This window comes from Herbidospora daliensis (assembly GCF_001570585.1).
GTDB classification, from domain to species: Bacteria; Actinomycetota; Actinomycetes; order Streptosporangiales; family Streptosporangiaceae; genus Herbidospora; species Herbidospora daliensis.
On the sequence record NZ_BBXF01000004.1, the window covers coordinates 545,135 to 568,790 of the forward strand.

The 23,656-nt window shown below is 69.3% G+C and carries 16 protein-coding genes; 10 read left to right on the forward strand and 6 right to left on the reverse strand.

Features of this window, described 5'->3' with window-relative positions:
• Positions 1-46 precede the first annotated feature (46 nt).
• Both AW274_RS22860 and AW274_RS22865 read right to left on the reverse strand, forming a co-directional pair.
• The gene (locus AW274_RS22860) at positions 47-1,102 is read right to left on the reverse strand and encodes an ABC transporter permease (protein ID WP_083974663.1); all 1,056 of its coding nucleotides are present in this window, start codon (positions 1,100-1,102) and stop codon (positions 47-49) included.
• A gap of 19 nt (positions 1,103-1,121) precedes the next feature.
• Complete coding sequence (locus AW274_RS22865; RefSeq protein WP_062436044.1) at positions 1,122-2,672, reverse strand: sugar ABC transporter ATP-binding protein; 1,551 nt, start codon at positions 2,670-2,672, stop codon at positions 1,122-1,124.
• Positions 2,673-2,774: 102 nt separating this feature from the next.
• Between AW274_RS22865 and AW274_RS22870 the strand changes: the two genes are divergently transcribed.
• Together AW274_RS22870 and AW274_RS22875 are read left to right on the forward strand one after the other, a co-directional pair.
• A complete protein-coding gene (locus AW274_RS22870) occupies positions 2,775-3,959 on the forward strand; it encodes an ROK family protein (protein ID WP_083974665.1) in 1,185 nt (394 codons plus the stop codon).
• A gap of 182 nt (positions 3,960-4,141) precedes the next feature.
• On the forward strand, positions 4,142-8,017 hold the full coding sequence (locus tag AW274_RS22875) for a ThuA domain-containing protein (protein ID WP_083974666.1): 3,876 nt from the start codon (positions 4,142-4,144) through the stop codon (positions 8,015-8,017).
• Positions 8,018-8,082: 65 nt separating this feature from the next.
• Here AW274_RS22875 and AW274_RS22880 read toward each other — a convergent pair whose 3' ends face one another.
• On the reverse strand, positions 8,083-8,994 hold the full coding sequence (locus AW274_RS22880) for an SDR family oxidoreductase (RefSeq protein ID WP_062436048.1): 912 nt from the start codon (positions 8,992-8,994) through the stop codon (positions 8,083-8,085).
• 139 nt (positions 8,995-9,133) lie between these two features.
• Here AW274_RS22880 and AW274_RS22885 point away from each other — a divergent pair, with 139 nt between their 5' ends.
• Complete coding sequence (locus AW274_RS22885; RefSeq protein WP_062436050.1) at positions 9,134-10,183, forward strand: NAD(P)H-dependent amine dehydrogenase family protein; 1,050 nt, start codon at positions 9,134-9,136, stop codon at positions 10,181-10,183.
• Here AW274_RS22885 and AW274_RS22890 read toward each other — a convergent pair.
• Positions 10,180-10,671, reverse strand: coding sequence for an NADPH-dependent FMN reductase (locus tag AW274_RS22890; protein WP_062436052.1), 492 nt, complete (start codon positions 10,669-10,671; stop codon positions 10,180-10,182). The genes AW274_RS22885 and AW274_RS22890 overlap by 4 nt on opposite strands.
• Before the next feature lie 104 nt (positions 10,672-10,775).
• Positions 10,776-11,807 (reverse strand): MBL fold metallo-hydrolase, encoded by a 1,032-nt coding sequence (locus tag AW274_RS22895; protein WP_062436228.1) that lies wholly within the window; start codon positions 11,805-11,807, stop codon positions 10,776-10,778.
• A gap of 184 nt (positions 11,808-11,991) precedes the next feature.
• Here AW274_RS22895 and AW274_RS22900 point away from each other — a divergent pair, with 184 nt between their 5' ends.
• The 6 genes from AW274_RS22900 to AW274_RS22920 all read left to right on the forward strand — a co-directional run bounded on the left by AW274_RS22900 (position 11,992) and on the right by AW274_RS22920 (position 21,047).
• On the forward strand, positions 11,992-14,529 hold the full coding sequence (locus tag AW274_RS22900) for a glycoside hydrolase family 9 protein (protein WP_232320254.1): 2,538 nt from the start codon (positions 11,992-11,994) through the stop codon (positions 14,527-14,529).
• Between the two features lie 117 nt (positions 14,530-14,646).
• Complete coding sequence (locus tag AW274_RS22905; RefSeq protein WP_062436056.1) at positions 14,647-15,288, forward strand: B3/B4 domain-containing protein; 642 nt, start codon at positions 14,647-14,649, stop codon at positions 15,286-15,288.
• Between the two features lie 219 nt (positions 15,289-15,507).
• Positions 15,508-19,179 carry a multifunctional oxoglutarate decarboxylase/oxoglutarate dehydrogenase thiamine pyrophosphate-binding subunit/dihydrolipoyllysine-residue succinyltransferase subunit gene (locus tag AW274_RS22910; protein ID WP_062436231.1) on the forward strand — a complete coding sequence of 1,224 codons (3,672 nt, stop codon included), beginning with the start codon at positions 15,508-15,510 and terminating at the stop codon, positions 19,177-19,179.
• A gap of 66 nt (positions 19,180-19,245) precedes the next feature.
• Positions 19,246-19,422: a DUF6104 family protein gene (locus AW274_RS41430; protein WP_170990908.1), complete on the forward strand. Its 177-nt coding sequence runs from the start codon at positions 19,246-19,248 to the stop codon at positions 19,420-19,422.
• A gap of 72 nt (positions 19,423-19,494) precedes the next feature.
• Positions 19,495-20,292, forward strand: a complete 798-nt coding sequence (locus tag AW274_RS22915; protein ID WP_062436059.1) for a DUF4097 family beta strand repeat-containing protein — start codon at positions 19,495-19,497, stop codon at positions 20,290-20,292.
• Complete coding sequence (locus tag AW274_RS22920) at positions 20,289-21,047, forward strand: PadR family transcriptional regulator (RefSeq protein ID WP_062436061.1); 759 nt, start codon at positions 20,289-20,291, stop codon at positions 21,045-21,047. The genes AW274_RS22915 and AW274_RS22920 overlap by 4 nt, the downstream gene beginning before the upstream one ends.
• A 73-nt stretch (positions 21,048-21,120) precedes the next feature.
• On the opposite strand, the gene AW274_RS22925 is transcribed toward AW274_RS22920, so the two are convergent.
• Positions 21,121-22,083 (reverse strand): zinc-binding dehydrogenase, encoded by a 963-nt coding sequence (locus tag AW274_RS22925; RefSeq protein WP_062436063.1) that lies wholly within the window; start codon positions 22,081-22,083, stop codon positions 21,121-21,123.
• Positions 22,084-22,347: 264 nt separating this feature from the next.
• On the opposite strand from AW274_RS22925, the gene AW274_RS22930 reads away from it, so the two are divergent.
• Positions 22,348-23,457 carry a trypsin-like serine peptidase gene (locus AW274_RS22930; RefSeq protein ID WP_062436065.1) on the forward strand — a complete coding sequence of 370 codons (1,110 nt, stop codon included), beginning with the start codon at positions 22,348-22,350 and terminating at the stop codon, positions 23,455-23,457.
• The last annotated feature ends 199 nt before the right edge of the window (positions 23,458-23,656 follow it).

The window sequence follows — 23,656 nt, forward strand, 5'->3', positions numbered from 1 at the left end:
CCGCGGCGGGTACGGATGCCGCGGCCCAGCGGGGGGTGAGAACTTGCTATGTACTTGCGTTGAGGCTGCGCCGCTGCAGGAGAACGGCGGCCACGATGATCAATCCCTTGGCGATGAGCTGGTCACTGGTGTTCAGCCCATTCAGGATGAAGAGGTTGGTGATCACGGTGAAGATCAGCAGACCGAGGATGGCGCCCACGATCGTGCCCCGCCCACCGGTCAGAAGCGTGCCGCCGATGATGACCGCGGCGATCGCGTCCAGTTCGTACAGGTCGCCGTGGGTGGACGACCCGGTCGTCGTGCGCGCCATGATCAGGATCGCGGCGATGCCGCAGCAGAATCCCGACAGGGCGTAGAGCATCATCGTGTGGCGTCGCACGTTGATGCCGGCCAGGCGGGCGGCCTCGGGGTTGCCGCCGACGGCGTAGGTGCGGCGGCCGAAGGTGGTGCGGTTGAGGATCAGCCAGCCGATGATGACGACCACGGCGAAGATGTAGACGAGCAGCGGCAGGCCGAGCACCCGGGTCGTCGAGAGGTCGACGATCAGCTGGTTGTCGGGGCCGACCAGCTGGGTCTTGCGGTTGGACATGCGCTGGGCCAGACCACGGGCGGCCACCAGCATCGCCAGCGTGGCGATGAAGGGCACCATCCGCCCGTACGAGATCAGGAAGCCGTTGAGCAGTCCGGCGCCGGTCCCGACGAGGATGGCGCAGATCATCATGACCCACGGGCCGTATTCCTGGGTCGCCAGCGTGGTGGCCCACACGGAGGCCAGGGCCATCACGGCGCCGACCGACAGGTCGATGCCGCCGCCGATGATGACGAAGGTCGCGCCGACGGTGATGACGCCGATGGTCGCGGCGAGCGCGAGGATCGACACCATGTTCGACGCCGTGCCGAACGAGTCGGGCACGGTCACGAGGCCGACCGCGGCCAGGATGACCAGGGCCAGCACGAGGCCGATGTGGGGGATGTCGCCGATCGCGCCGAGGCTGAATCGGGGTCCGCCGCCGGGGGGCGTGGCGACGGCCGCGTGGGCCTTCGCCTTGCCGGTTTCGTCCGCCTTGGGTGTGGACACCTGTTGCGGATTCACCTCTGTCATGGAACGAGCTCCTGCTAGATCAGTCGTGGGAGGGGGCGGACGTCACGGGGTGGGCGTCCATGACGAGGTCCAGCACGGTGTGCTCGTCGAGCTCCCCGGCGCCGGCTTCACGGACGATGCGGCCTTCGCGGATCACCAGCACGCGGTCGGCGAGGCCGAGGACCTCGGGCACCTCGCTGGAGACCAGCAGCACACCGACACCCTCGTCGGCCAGTTTGCGGACCAGGGCGTAGATCTCGGCGCGGGCGCCGACGTCGACACCGCGAGTCGGCTCGTCGAGCAGCAGTAGCTTGCGCCCCTCGCCGACCAGCCAGCGGCCGATGACCGCCTTCTGCTGGTTGCCGCCGGAGAGGGTCTTGATGACCCGGTTGGGGTCGGGCGGACGGATGTCGAGCGCCTTCACCAGGTGCGCGGCCTCCTCCGCCTCCTTCTTGCGGTTGATCCACCCGAGGGTGGAGTACCGCTCCATGCTCGCCAGGGTGATGTTCCGGGCGACGGTCTGGCCGAGGAGGAGGCCCTGGGCCTTGCGCTCCTCGGGGGCCAGGCCCATGCCGAGGCCGACGCTGCGGGTGGTGTTCCCGGGCTTGACGACCTCGCCGTTGATCGTGATCTTCCCGGAGAACTTCCGGGCGCCGTACACGGCTTCGATGATCTCCGAGCGGCCGGAGCCGACCAGGCCCGCGAGGCCGACGATCTCGCCGGCGCGGACCGAGAACGACACGTCGCGGACCATGCCGGCGACCGAGCAGTTCTGGATGGTGAGGAGTTCGTCCCCGAAGCCGCCGTCAGGGCGCGGCGGGAACACGTATTCGACGTTGCGGCCGGTCATCAGCGACACGACCTTGTTGGTCGGGGTGTCCTTCGCGGGCAGTCCGACCGCGACGGTGCGGCCGTCCTTGAGCACGGTGACCCGGTCGCCGATCTCCCGGATCTCCTCCAGGCGGTGGGAGATGTAGATGACGGCGACGCCCTGGGCGGTGACCTCCCGGATGATCCGGAAGAGGTTGCTCACCTCGTCGTGGGCCAGCGCGGCGGAGGGCTCGTCCATGACGATGATCCGCGCGTCGTGCGACAGCGCCCGCGCCATGGAGACGACCTGCTTGCCGGCCGGGGAGAGGCGGCCAACTTCGGTCGTCGGGCGGATCTCGCCGTGCCCGAGTCGTTCCAGGATCTTCCTGGTGGCGGCGTTGGTCGTGCCCCGGCGGGTGAATCCCATCGTGGCGTGCTCGTGCCCGAGGAACACGTTCTCGGCGACGCTGAGGCCGTCGACGAGGTCGAGCTCCTGATAGATCGTCGCGACGCCCAGCTTCATAGCGGCCGTCGGAGTCGTCAGTTTCACCGGTTCGCCGTTCATCAGCACCTCGCCGGAGTCCGGCTGGTGGGCGCCCGCGAGCACCTTGATGAGGGTCGACTTACCGGCCCCGTTCTGTCCCAATAGACAGTGGACCTCGCCGGCGCGGACGTCGAGGTCCACCCCGTCGAGTGCACGCACGCCGGGGAACTGCTTGACGATGTCCCGCATTGCAAGCAACGGCGGGGTTTCCGACTGCTCCCGGCTTATGTCCTCCATGTTTCCGGATGCTAAGGACGACTTATGCTGACGGTCAAGCAAAAGTGGATGTCCTGATGTCATAATGAGATCTGGAATCATCGGATGCGGTGAAGGGAGGCGATGTTGACTCAGGGGATGCTGAGCGAGTCCAGCGGCTCGGTCACCGGAGCGGGAGCACTGCTCTCGATCCTTCGTGACGGCCAGGCCCGCACTCGGGCCGAGCTCGTGCAGCTCACGGGTCTCGCCAGGTCCACAGTTTCGCAGCGGCTCGACGCGCTGCTCTCGCATCAATGGATCGTGCCCGCCGACGACGCGATCTCCTCAGGAGGGCGGCCCGCGACCGCCTTCACCTTCAACCGGGGCGCCCGGGTCGTCGCGGCGGCCGATCTCGGGGCGACCCACGCACGAGTGGCGGTGACCGACCTCGCCTCGACCGTCCTGGCCGAACGCAGGGTCGACCTGCCGATCGACCGAGGTCCTGAAGAGGTCCTCGGCTGGCTGGTGGTAACGCTAAAAGAGCTTCTCGTCGAGACCGGCGGAGAGCTCTGCGGCGTGGGTGTCGGCCTTCCCGGGCCGGTCTCCCATTCCAGCGGCCGTCCGGTCAACCCGCCGATAATGCCCGGATGGGATGGGTTCCCAGTGCCTGACTGGCTGGGATCTCGCCTAGGGGCACCGGTGCTCGTGGACAACGACGTCAACATCATGGCGCTCGGCGAACACTGGGCGGCCAGGCGTGACGTCGAGCACCTGGTGTTCGTCAAGATCGGCACCGGCATCGGGTGCGGCATCATCTCCGAGCGGCGGCTGCATCGCGGCGCTCAGGGTGCGGCCGGCGACATCGGGCACATCAGGGTGACCGCCAACGACGAGGTTGTCTGCCGGTGTGGCAACAGCGGATGTCTCGAAGCGGTCGCCAGCGGCGCTGCCATCGCCAACCAGCTCGACGCGGCCGGGGTCGAGGCCCACGGCAGCCGCGACGTGGTCAACCTGGTGCGGCAGGGCAACACGATGGCCGTGCAGTTCGCACGGCAGGCCGGACGCGAGATCGGCGACGTCCTGGCGTCGATCGTCAACTTCTTCAATCCGTCGGTGATAGTGATCGGCGGCGACATGGCCGAGGCCGGGGAGCACATCCTGGCCGGGGTACGAGAGGTGATCTACAGCCGCTCGCTTCCGCTGGCGACGCAACACCTGAGCATACGGGCCACCGAGCTCGGCGATCGGGCGGGCATCATCGGCGCGGCGGTCATGGTCATCGAGCACGTCCTGTCCCCGGAAGCGGTGGATCTGGTGGTCTCGTCCTGAGAGCGCTCTCTTGACGGAGTCGTGACAAGGCAGCAACATTACGGGCGGGTCCCACTCGATCCGGTCAGCGGTGGCACGCTGACCAACCGGTGAGAGCGCTTCCCCTCTGACGCGTTCGGCGCACGCGTTCCGGCACCCCCTCCGAAAGGAACGCCCCTGTGCGCCCCTTCATCCGTGCTGTCTTGAGCGCCTTACTCGTGCTGGCGGGCGTGGTGGTCACCACCCCTCCGGCGCACGCGGCGGACTTCAGCGTCCTGGTCTTCTCCAAGACCGCCGGCTTCCGGCACGGCTCCATCGGCCCCGGCATCACCGCCATCCAGCAACTCGGCGCCGCCAACAACTTCACGGTCGAGGCGACCGAGGACGCGGCCCAGTTCACCGACGCCAACCTGGCCCGCTTCCAGGCGGTCATCTGGCTCTCCACCACCGGTGACGTGCTCAACGCCACCCAGCAGGCCGCCTTCGAGCGCTACATCGCGGCGGGCGGCGGCTACGCCGGCGTCCACGCCGCCTCCGACACCGAGTACGACTGGGCCTGGTACGGCAACCTCGTCGGCGCCTACTTCCAGCAGCACCCCGCAGAGCAGACCGCGACCGTGCGGGTCTCCGACCGGGTGCACCCCTCCACCGCGCACCTGCCGCACCGCTGGAGCCGGTACGACGAGTGGTACAGCTACCGCGCCAACCCGCGCGGCAAGGTCCACGTGCTGGCCACCCTCGACGAGACCACCTACTCCGGTGGCGGCATGGGCATCGACCACCCGATCTCCTGGTGCCAGGACTACGCGGGCGGCCGCTCCTGGTACACCGGCATGGGGCACACCGACGCCTCCTACAGCGACGCCAACTTCCGCAACCACCTGCTCGGCGGCATCCGCACCGCGGCCGGCTTCGCGGCGGCCGACTGCGGCGCCACGGTGACCGGCAACTTCCAGCAGATCGAGCTGGCCAAGGGCGTTGCCGAGGTCGGCGAGCCGATGAGCCTGTCGGTCACCCCCGACGGTGGCGTCTTCCACACCGCCCGCACCGGCGCGGTCCGCTACACCGACGCGGCCGGCAACACCAAGGTCGCCGCCACCATCCCCGTCTACACCCATGACGAGGAGGGCCTGCAGGGCGTCGCGGTCGACCCCGGCTACGCCACCAACCGGTGGATCTACCTGTTCTACGCGCCGCCGCTGTCGACCCCCGGAGGCGACGCCCCGGCCAGCGGCACCGCCGCGGAGCTCGCCCCGTTCAACGGGGTGAACCGCCTGTCCCGGTTCACGGTGAACGCCGACAACACGCTCAACCTCGCCTCCGAGCGCACCGTCCTCGACGTGCCGACCAGCCGCGGCATGTGCTGCCACGTGGGCGGCGACATGGACTTCGACGCGGCCGGCAACCTCTACCTGTCGACGGGTGACGACACCAACCCGTTCGACTCGGCCGGGTTCTCCCCCATCGACGAGCGGTCGGGCCGCAACCCGGCCTTCGACGCCCAGCGCACCAGCGCCAACAGCAACGACCTGCGCGGCAAGGTGCTGCGCATCAAGCCGACGGCCTCGGGCTCGCCGGCGTACACGATCCCGTCGGGCAACATGTTCGCCCCCGGCACCGCGAACACCAAGCCCGAGATCTACGCCATGGGCTTCCGCAACCCGTTCCGGATGAGCGTCGACAAGGCGACCGGCATCGTCTACCTGGGCGACTACGGACCCGACGCGGGCACCGCCGACGCCAACCGCGGCCCGGCCGGCCAGGTCTCCTTCGACCGCATCACCGCCCCCGGCTTCTACGGCTGGCCCTACTGCTCGGCGTTCAACGACGCGTACAACGAGTACACCTTCCCGTCGGGCCCGTCGGGCGCGAAGTACAACTGCGCGGGCGGCCCGACCAACAACTCGCCCAACAACACCGGCATCCAGACGCTGCCGCCGTCGCAGCGCGGCTGGATCCCCTACACCGGCTCGACCCCGGCGGAGTTCACCGGCGGCGGCCTGTCGCCGATGGGCGGCCCGGTCTACCGCTACGACGCGGCCTCGACCTCCGCGGTGAAGTTCCCCCGCTACTACGACGGGACCTTCTTCGCCGGTGAGTTCGGCCGCCGCTGGATCAAGAACATCGTGCCCGACTCGACCGGTCAGTGGCTGACGATCAACCCGTTCCCGTGGACGGGCACCCAGGTCATGGACATGGAGTTCGGCAAGAACGGCGCGCTCTACGTCCTCGACTACGGCACCGGCTGGTTCAACGGCGACGGCAACTCGGCCCTCTACCGGATCGAGTACGCCGCCGACGGCCACGCCCCCAAGGCCGTGATCACCCCCAGCCGGACGAGCGGCCCCGCGCCGCTGACGGTCGCCTTCTCCTCGGCCGGCACCGTCGACCCCGACGGCGACCCGATCACGCTGGCCTGGGACTTCGACGGCAACGGCACGACCGACTCGACGGCGGCGAACCCGTCGTACACGTACACGGCGAACGGCACCTACAACCCGACGTTGACCGTGCGCGACAGCACGAACAAGGTCTCCTCCGCGAGCACGGTGATCACCGTGGGCAACACCGCGCCGACGGTGGTGGTGAACACCCCGGTCAACGGCGGCCTGTTCTCCTTCGGCGACGCGATCCCGTTCACGGTGACCGTCACCGATCCGGAGGACGGCACGATCGCCTGCTCGCGGGTGAAGGTCAGCTTCATCCTCGGCCACGACTCCCACGGCCACCCGATGACCAGCGCGAACGGCTGCTCGGGTGTGCTGCAGACGACGACCGACGGTGAGCACGACTCTGCCGCGAACATCTACGGCGTCATCGACGCCGAGTACACCGACAACGGCGGCCTGACCACGCACACCCAGGCCCAGTTGCAGCCGAGGTTGCGCCAGGCCGAGCACTTCTCGTCGCAGAGCGGCGTGCAGGCGGTCGCCGGCGCGGCCCCGCACGGCGGCGCGGCGGTCGGCTACATCGACAACAACGACTGGATCGCGTTCACCCCGTACAACCTGAGCGGGGCGACCTCGTTCACGGCGCGGGTCGGCGCGGTCGCCGGCGGCAACACGCTGGAGGTGCGGACCGGCTCGCCGACGGGCACGCTCGTGGCCACGGTCACGGTCCCGGCCACCGGCGGGTACGCCACCTTCCAGGACGTCACCGTCCCGATCAGCAACCCGCCGACCACCACGGGCCAGCTCTACCTGGTGTTCAAGGGCGCGACCGGCGGCGGGCTGTTCGACGTCGACGACTTCACCTTCGGCACCGGCAGCGGCCCGCAGCAGCCCACGGGCAACCTGGCGCTGAACAAGCCGGTCGTGGTGACGAGCACCGAGGCGGCCGTCTACCCGGGTTCGGCCGCGGTCGACGGCAGCGGCACCACCCGGTGGGCCAGCGCCTTCTCCGACCCGCAGTCGATCACGGTCGACCTCGGGGCCTCCTACAACGTCAACCGGGTCAGGCTGAGCTGGGAGGCGGCCTACGGGTCGGCGTACACGATCGCGACCTCGACCAACAACAGCACGTGGACGACGGTCAAGACGGTGACCGGCGAGAACGGCGGCGTCGACGACCACACGGGCCTGAGCGCCACCGGCCGGTACGTCCGCATCACCGGAACGACCCGCGCCACGGCGTGGGGCTACTCGCTCTGGGAGTTCGAGGTGTACGGCAGCAGCGGCCCGACCAACCCGACGCCGACCAACGTCGCGCAGGGCAAGACGGCCACCGCCTCCAGCCAGGAGGCGGCCTACACCCCGGCCATGGCCGTCGACGGCTCCGGCACCACCCGCTGGTCGAGCGCGTTCTCCGACCCGCAGTGGATCCAGGTCGACCTCGGCCAGACCTACGCCATCAGCAGGGTGCGGCTGAGCTGGGAGGCCGCCTACGGCAGCGGCTACCAGATCCAGACCTCGCCCAACGGCTCGACCTGGACGACGATCAAGACGGTGACCGGTGAGAACGGCGGCGTCGACGACCACACGGGCCTGAGCAACAGCGCCCGCTACGTCCGCATCAACGGCACGGCACGCGGAACGGCCTGGGGCTACTCGCTCTGGGAGTTCGAGGTGTACGGCAGCTAGGAACCACCCTCGGAAACACCGCGGGGCCCGGCGTGTTCCCCCCCACGCCGGGCCCTGCCGGGTTCCTACGGCTGGAGCATCGCCTGGAGCGAGGCGGTCGCCTGCTTGCCGATCTCGGTCGGCTGGAGGTAGGGCTGCTCGGCCAGGACCGACTCCCAGTTGGCCGCGATCCCCTCGACGGTGAGGCCGCCGTCGGCGTGCCAGCCGGGCCCTTCGGCGACGAACACCCGGGCCACCCGCCCCGCGCCGACCGAGAACACCTCGCCGCTCGTGGCGCAGCTCTCGTGGACCAGGTAGGCCACCAGCGGGCTGACGTTCTCGGGCCCGAATCTGGCCTCGAACTCGGCCGGCAGCAGCGACTCGGTCATGCGCGTCCAGGCGATGGGGGCGATGGCGTTGGCGGTGATGCCCGAGCGGGCGCCCTCGATCGCGGTCGACTTGGTCAGCCCGACGAGCCCCATCTTGGCTGTGGAGTAGTTGGCCTGCCCGAAGTTGCCGAACAGCCCGGCGGGCGAGGAGGTGTTGACGATCCGGCCGTAGCCGCGCTCCTTCATGTGCGGGTAGGCGGCCCGGGTGACGAGGAAGGAGCCGCGCACGTGGACGGCCAGGACGGCGTCGAAGTCCTCGACGCTGATCTTCCCGAGCGACCGGTCGCGCAGGATCCCGGCGTTGTTGACCACGATGTCGAGCTGCCCGAAGGTCTCGACGGCCTGCCGCACGATCGCCTCGGCCCCCTCGGGCGTGGCCACGTTGTCACCGTTGGCGACGGCCTCGCCGCCGTTCTTGACGATCAGCTCCGCCACCTCGGCGGCCGGGCCGGTGGAGGCCCCGGTGCCGTCGAGCGCCCCGCCGAGGTCGTTGACGACGACCTTGGCCCCGCGCTCGGCGAGCAGCAGCGCGTGCGACCGGCCGAGACCGTGCCCGGCGCCGGTGACGACGGCCACCCGGCCGTCGTACCTGAGGAGATCATCCGGCATTCTCGCCCACACCCTTCCAAGGAGAACAAAATTCTGGACTAGCGCACCATACCAAACGGGACGTAGCGGACAGTGATCGGACGAGTGAGTTTCTGATATGGTTTCGCCGCCGTCGCACCCCTGGCTGGAGGCCGTGTCAATGCGCACTCTCCGCGTGGTTCAGTGGGCCACCGGCGCCGTGGGGGGATACGCGCTTCGCGGTGTTGTCGAGCGTCCCGAGTTCGAGCTCGCCGGAGTCCTGGTCTACGACCCCGACAAGATCGGCATCGATGCCGGTCCGCTGGTCGGTCTCCCCGAAACGGGAGTCGTCTGCACCGACGACGTCGACGCCATCATGGCGCTCGACGCCGACTGCGTGCTGCACATGCCCCTGCCGGCCACCTTCTTCGGCGGCGACCACAGTCACGACGTCGACACGATCTGCCGGCTGCTCGCCTCGGGCAAGAACGTCATCACGACCACCGGCTTCGTCTATCCCCTGGCCTACGGCACCGGGGTCGTCGACCGCATCGAGAAGGCCTGCCAGGAGGGCGGCACCACGCTCCACGGCACCGGCATCAACCCCGGTTTCGTGAGCGACGTGCTCCCCCTCACGCTGACCGGCCTGTCGTCGCGGCTCGACCACATCTACGTGCGCGAGACCTCCGACTACCGGGGCCACCCGTCTCACCACATCGTCACCGACCTGATCGGCTTCGCCCGTTCGCCGAAAGACTACGTGACCGCGGTCCGGCCGTTCCGCGCCTTCCAGCGGGCCCTGTTCACCGAGAGCGTGCAGCTGGTGTCGGCGGCGCTCGGCGTCGAGCTCGACGAGATCGAGGAGATGGACGAGTTCGAGCTGGCCGCCGACGACTTCGAGATCGCCTCGGGCCTGGTCCGCCAGGGCACCGTGGCCGCCTCGCGCTGGGTCTTCTCCGGCCTCGTGCGGGGGCGGCCGTTCATGACCGTCGAGTGCGTCTACAAGGCCGACGCCGACAGGGTGCCGCGCTGGGCCGATCCGGGCTTCTCGATCCACATCGAGGGGAAGCCGACGATCGTGGTGAACCTCAACGAGGTCAACCACGGGCTCGCGGGGGCCGCCGCCCACGCGGTCAACACCATCAGCGCGGTGGTGCGGGCCGAGCCCGGCATCCGCACCATCCTCGACCTGCCGATGGTGACGGGCCGGGGCACGGCCCGGCTGGCCTAGATCCCGGCCGGAAGCTGGCCCTGCACCTGCGCGGCCCACGGCTTGAGCACCGAGTCCAGGTCGGCGAGCCGGCTCTCCAGCACCGCCAGCCCCGGCGTGGGCACGATCGCGCCCAGCTCCACCAGCAGCGGCCGCAGGTGCACCTCCACCGCCAGGGCGTGCTGGGCGCCGCCCATCACCAGGATCGGCAGCGCGTGCCGGCCGGCCAGCGCCTGGGGCGGCAGGCGGTCGAGGAACGCCTTGAGGAGCCCGGTGTAGGTCCCCTTGTACGTCGGGCTCGCCACCACCAGCACGCCGGCGTCCTTGACGAGGTCGAGCGCGACCTCGACGGCGGCGACCGGTTGGGGCGCGAACAGGTGGGGGGCCAGCCCGGCGAGGTCGACGACGTCGCCGGCCGAGCCGAGGGCCGCCTCGGCGGCCCGCACGGCCACGTCCGCCGTGCGCGATCCGCTTCGAGGGTTGCCGACCAGGGTCACGATGCTGCCCATCAGACGTCCTCCTCGTACTCTTCGGCCTCGTCGTCGGGGAGGTCGTACCAGAAGACGTCGCCGGGATACTCCAGGCTCATGGCGACGAATGTAGCACTTATTCCCTATCTGTAATATAGGTAATTCTCTTCGCGCAACCGGCCTTCCCCCTTGAGGTGGATCAGGTGGGCGAGCGTCTCGTTGTTGGCCGCCCGGAGCTGGAAGCCCCCGATCGACTCCCACGGCCGCGACCAGGTCAGCCGGGTCGCGATCTGCCAGCACGTGAGGCCCGGCTCGGCGGCCACGACCCGCTCGATCTCGGCCAGCCGCTCGTGGTGGTGGGAGATCACGTACTCGACGCGGCCGAGCAGGTCGGGGAAACGGTACTCGTGGGCGGGCAGCACCTCCTCGACGTCGAGGCGGCCGACCGCGCGCAGGGCGTCGAGGTAGTCGGCGAGCGGGTTCGGGGCCGACTGCGGGTGGAAGGCCACCATCGGGGTGATCTTGGCGAGCACGTGGTCGCCGGAGAACAGCAGCCCGTCGCCGGCGAAGCACAGGTGGCCGGGCGAGTGGCCGGGCGTCCAGATCGCGGTCAGGTCCCAGCCGGGCAGGTCGAGCTTGGTCCCGTGCTCGATGAGCCGGTCGGGGGCGCCGGCCGAGACCAGCTTCCTGATCGCCATGGACGAGCCCGCCAGCTCGCGGGCGGTCTCCTCCGGCACGCCGCTGCGGAGCAGCAGCGCGAGCTCCCGCCGTGACAGGTCTTCGGGATCGTCGTAGCGGCCGCGCAGCAGCCGGGCGTCGGCGGGGTGCAGGCCGATCCAGGCGCCGGAGTCCTCCCTGACCCGGCCGGCCAGGCCGTAGTGGTCGGGGTGCATGTGGGTGACCACGACCGCCCGCACGTCGGCGATCTCGTAGCCCGCCGTCTTCAGTCCCGCCGTCAGGGCCGTGTACGCCTCCTCGGTGTCCCACCCCGCGTCGATCAGCGCCACGCCGCCGGGGAGTTCGAGGGCGTAGACGAGCACGTAGCGCAGCGGCGTGTTGGGCAGCGGGACGGGGATCGACCAGAGGCCGGGGCGCACGCGCTCGACCTCGGGGAGGCGGCCGGCCAGCCAGGCGGCGTGCTGGGCGGGGGCGGCCGGTTCGGTGGGTCTTCTCACGGGGTCGATTGTGTCCGACGTACCGAACAAGATTCTAGTGGCTGAAAATTTCATCGGACAATCCGGACGCGCGGCAGGTCGTTCACCCGTGCCGACCTGCGATTCTTGACCCTTGGCGAAACCCGTTGGAAACATCAGGTCCACCTGAGCCATGGGAGCGCTCCCATACCTGACGAGGTGCATTTTGACGCGACCCTCCCGCCTCACCGCCGTGTTCGCCGCGGCGGCCCTGTTCCTGTTACCGGTCACCACCGCGTACGCCGACGAGGGTCCCGAGCAGATCCCGAACGGGACGTTCGAGACCTCCACCGCGCCCTGGTGGAACACCGGCAACGTCACCGTCGAGATCGAGGACGGCCGCCTGTGCGCCGACATCCCCGGCTCGACCACCAACCCGTGGGACGCGATCATCGGCCTCGACGGCATCCCGCTGGTCGCCGGTGAGACCTACGCCTACCGCTTCTTCGCCTCGGCCACGCCCTCGCGCGTGGGCCGCGCGCTGATCCAGCTCCCGGTCGACCCGTGGACGACGTTCTTCGCGGCCAACCCCGAGATGAGCGTGTCGGGCAACGACTACGAGTTCACCTTCACCCCGGCCACCAGCCTGCCGAACGCGCAGGTCGCCTTCCAGCTCGGCGGCAGCGCGACCCCGTGGCGCTTCTGCCTCGACGACGTGTCGCTGCGCGGCGGCGCCGAGCCCGAGGTCTACGAGCCCGACACCGGCCCCCGGGTCCGCGTCAACCAGGTGGCCTACCTGCCCCAGGGCCCCAAGAACGCCACCGTCGTGACCGACGCGACCGAGGCCGTCGCCTGGCAGCTCAAGAACGCGGGCGGCACGGTCGTCGCGAACGGCTCGACCAGCCCGCGCGGCGTCGACTCCAGCTCGGGCCAGAACGTCCACAGCGTCGACTTCGGGTCGTACACGACCGCCGGCGAGGGCTACACGCTGACCGCCGACGGCGAGACCAGCCGGCCGTTCGACATCTCGCCGAGCGCCTACGCCCAGCTCAAGCTGGACGCGCTGAAGTTCTACTACACCCAGCGCAGCGGCATCGCGATCGACGACGCGCTGCGCCCCGGCTACGGTCGCCCGGCCGGGCACGTCGGCGTGGCGCCCAACCAGGGTGACACCAGCGTCCCGTGCCAGCCCGGCGTGTGCGACTACTCCCTCGACGTCTCCGGCGGCTGGTACGACGCCGGCGACCACGGCAAGTACGTCGTCAACGGCGGCATCTCCGCCTGGCAGCTGATGAGCGAGTTCGAGCGCACCAAGAACGCCGCCACCGCCAAGACCATCGGCTCGCTGGCGATCCCGGAGAGCGGCGACGCCGTCCCCGACATCCTCGACGAGGCCCGCTGGGAGCAGGACTTCCTGCTCAAGATGCAGCGCCCCGACGGCATGGCCCACCACAAGATCCACGACGCGGCGTGGACCGGCCTGCCGCTGATGCCGCACCTCGACCCGCAGCCCCGTGAGCTGCACCCGGTCTCCACGGCCGCCACGCTGAACCTCGCGGCCACCGCCGCCCAGGCCGCCCGCCTGTTCGCGCCCTACGACGCGGCGTTCGCGGCCAAGAACCTGGCCGCCGCCCGCAAGGCCTGGACGGCCGCCAAGGCCAACCCGGCGATCTACGCCTCCGCCAACGACGGCGTGGGCGGCGGCGCCTACAACGACGACAACGTGACCGACGAGTTCTACTGGGCCGCGGCCGAGCTCTACATCACCACCGGCGAGGCGGCCTTCCGCGACGCCGTGCTGAACTCGCCGCTGCACACCTCGGACGTGTGGCGCGAGCGCGGCTTCGACTGGGCCTCGACCGCCCAGCTCGGCCGCCTCGACCTGGCCACGGTGCCCAACAACCTGCCCGGCCGCGCGGAGGTCCGCGCGTCGGTCCTGGAAGGCGCCGACAAGTACCTCGCCACGCTGGACGCCCACCCGTACGGCCTGCCGTACAACCCGCCCGACTTCGACTGGGGTTCCAACAACCTCGTGCTGAACAACATGGTCGTGATGGCGGCGGCGTACGACATCTCCGGCCAGAAGAAGTACCTGGACGGCGTGCTGGAGGGCATCGACTACATCCTCGGCCGCAACGCCCTGAACATCTCGTACGTGACGGGCTACGGCGAGGTCAACTCGGAGAACCAGCACTCCCGCTGGTACGCCAACCAGCTCAACCCCGACCTGCCCAACCCGCCCAAGGGCACCCTGTCGGGCGGCCCGAACTCGGCCATCCAGGACCCGATCGCGCAGACCAACCTGCAGGGCTGCAAGCCCCAGTTCTGCTACATCGACCACATCGAGTCGTGGTCGACCAACGAGCTGACGATCAACTGGAACGCCCCGCTGTCGTGGATCTCGGCCTTCATCGCCGACCAGGGCGACGGCTCGGTCACCGCTCCCGGCTCGTGTGACGTGACCTACCAGATCCACGGGACCTGGGCGACCGGGTTCACCACCCAGGTCACGATCAAGAACACCGGGACGACGGCCATCGACGGCTGGAACCTCAAGTGGTCGTTCCTGGGCGGCCAGAAGCTCGACCACGGCTGGAACGGCGACTTCACGCAGTCGGGCGCGACCATGACCGCGAAGAACCTGTCCCACAACAAGAAGATCCACCCCGGCTCGTCGATCACCCTCGGCTTCAACGGCGTCGGCGCCCCGGGCGCCAACCCGGTGCCGGACCTGTTCCTCCTGAACGGCAAGGCCTGCGCCTAGCCGATGAGGGGCCCGTGGCTCTTCCGGGGGAGCCGCGGGCCCTGTCTTTCAGGCAGGTGCAAAACGCGAGACACGCCCGGCCTCCGGCCGTTCGTGTCTCGCTCTACTCTTTGTCCCGTGCTGAACGACATCCACGTCGACGAGGCGGTCCGCGCGCTGCGGCCCGACTTCGCCGTGCTCCTGGTCGAGGCCGTCGGCTTCGTCAACGGCCCCTCCGACGACCGGTCCCGCACGTGGCTGGCCGAGGCGTCGGCCCAGGCCGCGCCGCTCGACCACGAGAAGATCGAGGCGTGGCGCGAGGCCTACCGCGCCTTCGGCGCCAAGCCCCAGCGCACCCGCCCGTCGGTCGACGCCCTGATCCGCCGCATGCCGCTGCCCGAGATCAACCTGGTCGTCGACGCCTACAACTCCATCTCGGTACGCCACACGCTGCCCATCGGCGGCGAGGACCTGCGCCGCTACGAGGGCCCCGCGCGGCTGGTCCGGGCGACGGGCGACGAGAAGGCCGACGAGGTGCTGGGCGAGCCCGCCCCGGGTGAGGTCGTGTGGCGCGACGACGCCGGGGTGACGTGCCGCCGCTGGAACTGGCGGCAGGGCGTGCGCACCCGGATCACCGAAGACACGGTCGACGCCATCTTCATCCTCGAACGCCTGGCCCCGATGACCATGGAGGAACTGGTCACGGCCGGTGCCGAACTGGTCACGTTGCTCCAGGTGATCAGCCCCGAGGTCCGAACTTCAACCCGCACAATCGGCTAGAATTACGACCAATATGACGAAAAGGGGACCTCGTCCTGACCAGCCGGTGAGGGTGCCTCTACCATCCTGGGGGGCTACCCGTGCGTGACCAGTTCGGACAGTCCTGGGAGCATAAGCGGGAGCCACGCGCCGGACGGCTCTCGTCACCTGGCTGGACGAGTAGCCTTGGACAGGTTCCTTTACATCAACGCCGATCTGCGGAAGAGGGCGATTTCCGCCGTGTCGTCTGAGTCGTCGCGGACAAACCCGCTGGCAAGCTTCGGACAGAACGAATGGCTTGTCGACGAGCTGTACCAAAAGTACCTTCAGGATCCCGAGTCGGTAGACAAGGCCTGGTGGCACTTCTTCGCTGATTACAACGGGCAGGGCAAGGTCGCCCCGCCGGGCGACGCGACGCAGGCCGCCGCTCCCGCACCCGCAGCACCGGCCGCGCCTCCGCAGCCGCCGAAGGCCCCCGCGCCTGAGAAGAAGGCCCCCGCAGCCGCAGCCAAGCCCGCCGCGAAGGCCGAGGCGCCCAAGGCGCCCGCCGGAGCGGTCGAGGAGAAGCTGCGCGGCGCGGCCGCCCGCACCGCCCTCAACATGGAGGCGTCGCTGGCGATCCCGACCGCGACGAGCGTGCGGGCCGTTCCGGCCAAGCTGCTCATCGACAACCGGATCGTGATCAACAACCACCTGTCGCGCGGGCGCGGTGGCAAGATCTCCTTCACCCATCTCATCGGCTACGCCATCGTGCGCGCCCTTGAGGCCATGCCGGAGATGAACCACGCCTACGGCGAGATCGACGGCAAGCCGGCGATCATCAAGCCGGAGCACGTCGGGCTGGGCCTGGCGATCGACGTCCAGAAGAGCGACGGAACGCGCCAATTGCTGGTGCCGTCGATCAAGGCCGCCGAGACGCTCGACTTCCAGCACTTCTGGATGGCCTACGAAGACATCGTCCGCAAGGCCCGCTCGGGCAAGCTCGGCGTCGACGACTTCCAGGGCACCTCGATCTCGCTGACCAACCCCGGCACCATCGGCACGGTCCACTCGGTGCCGCGCCTGATGCCCGGCCAGGGCACCATCATCGGCGTCGGCGCGATGGAATACCCGGCCGAATACCAGGGCGCCTCCGGCGAGACGCTGTCGCGGCTGGCCATCAGCAAGGTGATGACGCTCACCAGCACCTACGACCACCGCATCATCCAGGGTGCGCAGTCGGGTGACTTCCTGCGGCGCATCCACCAGCTGCTGCTGGGCGCAGACAACTTCTACGACGACATCTTCGAGTCGCTGCGGATCCCCTACGAGCCGGTCCGCTGGACCGCCGACGTGTCGGCCTCCCACGACGACGACGTCGCCAAGTCGGCCCGCGTCATCGAGCTGATCCACGCCTACCGCGTGCGCGGCCACCTGATGGCCGACACCGACCCGCTCGAATACCGCCAGCGCAAGCACCCCGACCTCGACATCACCAAGCACGGCCTCACCCTGTGGGACCTGGAGCGCGAGTTCCCGACCGGTGGTTTCGGCGGCCGGGCGCTGATGACGCTGCGCGAGGTCCTCGGCGTGCTGCGCGACTCCTACTGCCGCACCGTCGGCATCGAGTACATGCACATCCAGAACCCCGAGGAGCGGGCCTGGATCCAGGCGCGGGTCGAGAAGCCCCACGCCAAGCCCGACCGCGACGAGCAGCTCCACGTGCTGGCGCGGCTCAACACCGCCGAGGCGTTCGAGACCTTCCTGCAGACCAAGTTCGTCGGCCAGAAGCGGTTCTCGCTCGAAGGCGGCGAGTCGCTGATCCCGCTGCTCGACTCGGTGATCGCCGCGGCGGCCGACGAGACCCTCGACGAGGTCGTCATCGGCATGGCCCACCGCGGCCGTCTCAACGTGCTGGCCAACATCGTCGGCAAGTCCTACGCCCAGGTGTTCGGCGAGTTCGAGGGCAACCTCGACCCGCGCAGCGCCCACGGCTCGGGCGACGTGAAGTACCACCTGGGCGCCAACGGCGACTTCGTGGCCCCGTCGGGCAAGCGCATCAAGGCGTCGGTCGTCGCCAACCCGTCCCACCTCGAGGCGGTCGACCCCGTCCTCGAAGGCGTCGTCCGCGCCAAGCAGGACCTGCTGGAGATGGGCCCCGAGGGCTTCACCGTCCTGCCGGTGCTGATCCACGGCGACGCGGCCTTCGCGGGCCAGGGCGTGGTGGCCGAGACGCTGCACCTGTCGCAGCTGCGCGGCTACCGCACCGGCGGCACCGTCCACATCGTGGTCAACAACCAGGTCGGCTTCACCACCAGCCCGGAGGCCTCGCGTTCGTCGGTGTACGCCACCGACGTCGCGCGCATGATCCAGGCGCCGATCTTCCACGTGAACGGCGACGACCCCGAGGCGGTCGTGCGCGTGGGCCGGCTGGCCTACGAATACCGCCAGGCGTTCCGCAAGGACGTCGTTATCGACATGATCTGCTACCGGCGCCGCGGCCACAACGAGGCCGACAACCCGAGCTTCACCCAGCCGCTCATGTACGACCTCATCGACGCCAAGCGGTCCACCCGCAAGCTCTACACCGAGGCCCTGATCGGCCGCGGCGACATCACGGTCGAAGAGGCCGAGCAGGCGCTGCGCGACTACCAGGAGCAGCTCGAGCGGGCCTTCACCGAGACCCGCGAAGCCGCCAAGAAGCCGCTCGAAGAGGGCGCGGTCGTCAAGCCGCCCACCGACGAGCTCATCGTGTGGAGCCACGACGACACCAAGACGGCCATCTCGGAAGAGACCGTCAAGCGGGTCATCGACACGCAGCTCACGATGCCCGAGGGCTTCACCGTCCACCCGAGGCTCAACCCGGTGCTCCAGCGGCGCGGCGCGATGGTCGAGGAGGACGCGATCGACTGGGCGACCGGCGAGGCGCTGGCGTTCGGTTCGCTGCTGCTCGACGGCCACCCGGTCCGCCTCGCGGGCCAGGACTCGCGGCGCGGCACCTTCGGCCAGCGTCACGCGGTGCTGGTCGACCGGGTCACCGGCGAAGACCACACCCCGCTGAAGACCTTCAACGAGGGCGTCACGAAGTTCTACGTCTACGACTCGCTGCTGAGCGAGTTCGCGGCCCTGGGCTTCGAGTACGGCTACAGCGTGGTCCGGCCCGAGGCGCTGGTCATGTGGGAGGCGCAGTTCGGCGACTTCGTCAACGGCGCCCAGTCGATCATCGACGAGTTCATCTCGTCCGGTGAGCAGAAGTGGGGTCAGCGCTCGTCGGTCGTGCTGCTGCTGCCGCACGGCTACGAGGGTCAGGGTCCCGACCACTCCTCGGCCCGCATCGAGCGGTTCCTGCAGATCTGCGCGCTCGACAACATGACCGTGGCCCAGCCGACCACCCCGGCCAACTACTTCCACCTGCTGCGGTGGCAGTCGCTGTCCGACCGGCGCAAGCCGCTGGTGGTCTTCACGCCCAAGTCGCTGCTGCGCCACAAGGCGGCGGCGTCGGCGACGGCCGACTTCACCTCCGGCACCTTCCAGCCGATCATCGGTGACAGCACCGTCGACCCGGCGGGCGTCCGGAAGGTCGTCCTGTGCTCCGGCAAGATCTACTACGATCTGGCCGCCGCACGCGACAAGGGTGGTCACACCGACACGGCGGTCGTCCGGATGGAGCGGCTCTTCCCGTTCCCCGAGCAGCCGCTGAAGGCCGAACTGGCCCGCTACGCCGACGACGTCGAGCTCGTGTGGGCGCAGGACGAACCCGTCAACATGGGTCCGTGGCCCTACCTGGCGCTCAAGATGACCGAGCGGCCCGAGGTCCTCAACGGCCGGCGGTTGCGGCGGGTCTCGCGGGCGGCGAACTCCTCGCCGGCCGCCGGTTCCCACAGCGCCCACGACAACGAACTGCACGCCATCGTCACCGAGATCTTCGGCTAGACACGTCACACCAGCGGGAGGCCCTCCACTGCGGGGGGCCTCTCGCCGTTTCCGGGAGCGGACATCATGTACTTCACCGACAGGGGCATCGAGGAACTGGTCGAACGGCGGGGCGAGGAGGAGGTGCAGATGGTCTGGCTGGCCGAGCGGCTGCGCGAGTTCGTCGACCTCAACCCCGAGTTCGAGACCCCGGTCGAGCGGCTGGCGACGTGGCTCGCGCGGCTCGACGACGACGAGGACTAACGCGATACATCTTGACTTTCCGCGAACGCGACATATCGTGTTTTGTAAGCAGTTCGCGGAAGGGGCGGCGTCATGCCGAGATGGATCATCGACAAACCCGACCAGCTCACGTTCGACCCGGTCGACCGGCTGAGCGTGCGCATCGTGGCGGGCCACCTCGCGGTGCTCGCCAGTGACGGCCCGCCCAGCCTGGAGGTCAGCGAGATCGGCAGCGACCCGCTGCACGTCGACCTCGAAGACGGGCAGTTGACGGTCAGCTACGGCGACCTGAGCTGGGAGGGCGTGCTCAGCTGGTTGCGGCCCGGCGGCGGGCGCCGCTGCGTGGCCACGCTCACCGTGCCGAAGACCTGCCGGGTCGAGGCCGGGGTGATCTCCGCGGGGGCGGTCGTGGCCGGCTTCGAGGGCCGCACCAAGGTGCGCAGCGTGTCGGGCGGCATCGTGCTCGACGGCGTGAGCGGCGACGTCAACGCCGAGACCGTCTCCGGGTCGGTCGAGAGCCGCGCGCTGGCCGGCGACCTGTCGTTCACCAGCGTCTCGGGCGAGCTGACCGTCGCCGACGGCGTCCCGCGCCGCCTGCGCGGCAACACCGTGAACGGCGACATCACCGCCGATCTGGTGCTCGGCCCGACCGGCCACGTGACCCTCAACACGGTCTCGGGCTCGATCTGGGTGCGGCTCCCCCGGGCCACCGACAGCGACGTGACCTTCCGTTCGATGTCGGGCAATCTGGAGTCCGCCTTCCCCGGCCTCACCTACAACGGCCACCCCGGCACCAAGACCCTCACCGGTCGCCTCGGCGGTGGCATGGCCACGCTCAGCGCGACCACGGTCTCGGGCGGCGTGACCCTGCTCAGTAAGGAAACAGAATGAGTCCCGTCTTCGGCCACGGCAGGCTCCGGCTCTACCTGCTCAAGCTGCTGGAGGAGAGCCCCCGCCACGGCTACGAGGTCATCCGCCTGCTGCAGGACCGCTTCCTCGGCGTCTACTCCCCCTCCCCCGGCACGATCTACCCGCGCCTGGCCCGGCTGGAGGAGGAGGGCCTGGTCACCCACGAGGTCGTCGACGGCAAGAAGGTCTTCACCCTCACCGACAAGGGCCGCGCCGAGCTGAACGACCGCCTCGACGAGCTCGCCGACCTCGAACGCGAGATCACCGCCTCGGTCCAGGACATCGCCCGCGAGGTCAAGGAGGACGTCCGGCAGACCGTGCGCTCCCTGCGCCACGAGCTGACCACGATGGCCCGCACCATCAACCAGGAGACGACCGGCACGGCCCGCGACACGCGCGAGGAGTGGAAACGCCAGCGCGAGCGGCAGAAGGCCGAGTGGTCCCGCCAGAAGCTGCAGTGGAAGGCCGACTCGGAGCGCTTCAAGGTCGAGTGGCAGCGCATCTGGTCCGACGCGTGGGCCATGACGGGCCTGCCGACGCCCGCGAACGGCACGTCAGACGACGAGCGGGCCACGGCCAACGACGCCGAGCTCGGGCAGTATCTGGCCGACTTCGTCGCCGACGTCAGGTCGGAGGCGGCCGACACCCGGCTGAGCGACGACGACCTGGCCGCCTGCAAGGCGGTCCTCGACGAGACCGCGGTCCGCCTGCGGGCGATCCTCGATCCGAACGGCTGAGCCCGATGGGTGACGCCCACCTGTGCGTGGTGTGCGGCCTGTCGCGCCGCTCGTGGTCGCTGCTCTGTTTCCGTCAGAGCGTGAAGACGATCTTCCCGAAGACGTCGCCCCCGGCCATCGCGGCGACGCCCTCGCGGGCCTCGGTCAGCGGGAGCACCCGGTCGACCAGCGGGCGTACCCCCGTCTGAGCCAGGAAGGTGGCCAGGCGGCCGAGCTGGTCGCGGGTGCCCATGGTCGAGCCGATGATCTGCTTCTGCAGGAAGAAGACCTGGGCGAGCTTGGTGGGGGCCACCATGCCGCTGGTCGCGCCGCAGATCACGACCCGGCCGCCGGGGCGCAGCGAGGCGATCGAGTGGTCCCACGTCGCCTCGCCCACGCTCTCCATGACCGCGTCGACCCGCTCGGGCAACCGGGCGCCCGTCTCGAAGACCTGGTCGGCGCCGAGTTCGAGGGCCTTCTCGCGCTTGCCGCCGGAGCGGCTCGTCACCCACACGCGGTAGCCGGCCGCCCGGCCCAGCGCGATCAGGGCCGTCGAGACGCCGCCGCCCGCGCCCTGCACCAGCACGGTCGAGCCGGGCTCCAGGCCCGCCTTCTCGAAGAGCATCCGGTAGGCGGTCAGCCACGCCGTCGGCAGGCAGGCCGCGTGCTCGAAGCTCAGTTCCGCCGGTTTGGGCACCAGGTTGCGCCGGGGCACCACGACCTTCTCGGCGAAGGTGCCCTGGTGCAGCTCCGACAGCAGCGTGCGTTTCGGGTCGAGGGTCTCGTCGCCGTTCACCGGCTCGCCGATGACGGCGTGCACGATGACCTCGTTGCCCGCCTCGTCGACGCCGGCCGCGTCGCAGCCGAGCGTCATCGGCAGCCGGTCGGGGCTGATGCCGATCCCGCGGAGGGTGAACAGGTCGTGGTGGTTGAGCGCGGTGGCGCGGACGGTCACCGTCGTCCAGCCGTCGGGGACGGCGGGCTCGGGCCGCTCGCCCACGGTCAGACCCTTGAGCGGGTCGTTCGGATCGGTCTGCGAAGCCGTGACTGCGATCATGTCCAGAACATTACTCTATCCGTGTTACCAAAGTGACGAAAGGGACCGAGACCGGCCGCGAATAATACGTAAACCGAATCGGCAAACCAGGGATCACCTGCGGAGATGCAATTCATAACAGCGGCGCATGAATAACGGTAAGGCCAATTGACCCCGCCCTCTCGTTATATCTGCGGCGGCATCCGTGATCGCGTCATTAACGTTCGGAGCTGTTTCCACGTATTTGGGACGCACCCTCAATTCGTCCCAAGGGAAAGGACTTCGATGATCTCCCGAGCACGTCGTCTCTCCATCCCCCTCGCCGGCGCGATGGTCGCGTTCGGCGCGGTGGGCACCGCCTCGTCCGCCACGGCCACGGCCCCCAGTGACGTGACCCAGAAGGCGGCCCCCACCACGGCCGCCGCCGCGGCGCAGTTCTGGACCCCCGACCGGCTCCGCGCCGCGAAGGACCGCACCGAGGAACTGGGCAACGCGGTCAAGGGCTCGGGCCGTCCGAGCACCCCCCAGCCCGACGGCAAGGCCGGTGTGGTCCCGCCGATCGGCGGCGAGAAGGCGGGCACCCCCGCCAGCAAGCAGGTCAACCTGCCCAACACGGTCGGCCGGGTGTTCTTCACCCTGCCGGGCAAGAACCCGCTCGACCCGCGGAGCTGGAAGTACTGCTCCGGCACCTCGATCCAGGGCAAGTTCCGCAACGTCGTGGCCACCGCCGGGCACTGTGTGTACGACCCGGCCAGCAACCGCTTCTACGACAACTGGGTGTTCATCCCGTCGTACTGGGACGGCACGCAGGCGTGGAACGGCAAGGCGCCCTACGGCATCTACCCGGCCACCTGGTACCAGGCGCACGACGACTTCGTGGTCAAGGAGGACTACGACTACGACTACGCGTTCGTCAACGTCGCCTCCGGTTACAAGGCCAGCTGGGAGAAGGTCGACGGCAAGTACAAGCTCGTGAAGACCGCCGTCGGCCGTCTCGGCGACAACGTCGGCGGCCAGGGCTTCACCTGGAACCGCAGCACCAAGACCAACGTCTTCTCCTTCGGCTACCCGGCCGGCCCGCACCCCGACGGCGACCGTCCGTTCAGCGGCAAGACGATGAAGTGGTGCTACGGCCAGACCTCGGCCATGCCGGCCGCGCCGAAGTACAACGTCCAGGAGCACGTCGGCATCAAGTGCGGCATGACCGCCGGCGCCAGCGGCGGCCCGCTGCTGTGGAACTACAAGAGCAAGACCCGCTCGGGCTACCTCTACGGCGTCAACAGCATCGCCTGGGACACCGACGGCAACGACCGGTACGACCGGCTCTCGTCGCCCTACTTCAACGGCGAGACCTACGACGTCTACAAGGTCGCGGCCAACCGCTGGACCGCCTGAAACTCCCTGAAACACCGGTGCCCGGGGGACGTTCTTCGTCTTCCGGGCACTTCCTTTTACACGGGCCGTAGCGTGAACCCGATCTACTGGGACGGACCAGAGGCGCGTTCGGTTCCCTCGAATTCATAACGAGACAGCCAAGAACCTGTGCCTGATCACTGGTGATCTGGAAAAATCACCCCTTACGATCGATACCTCC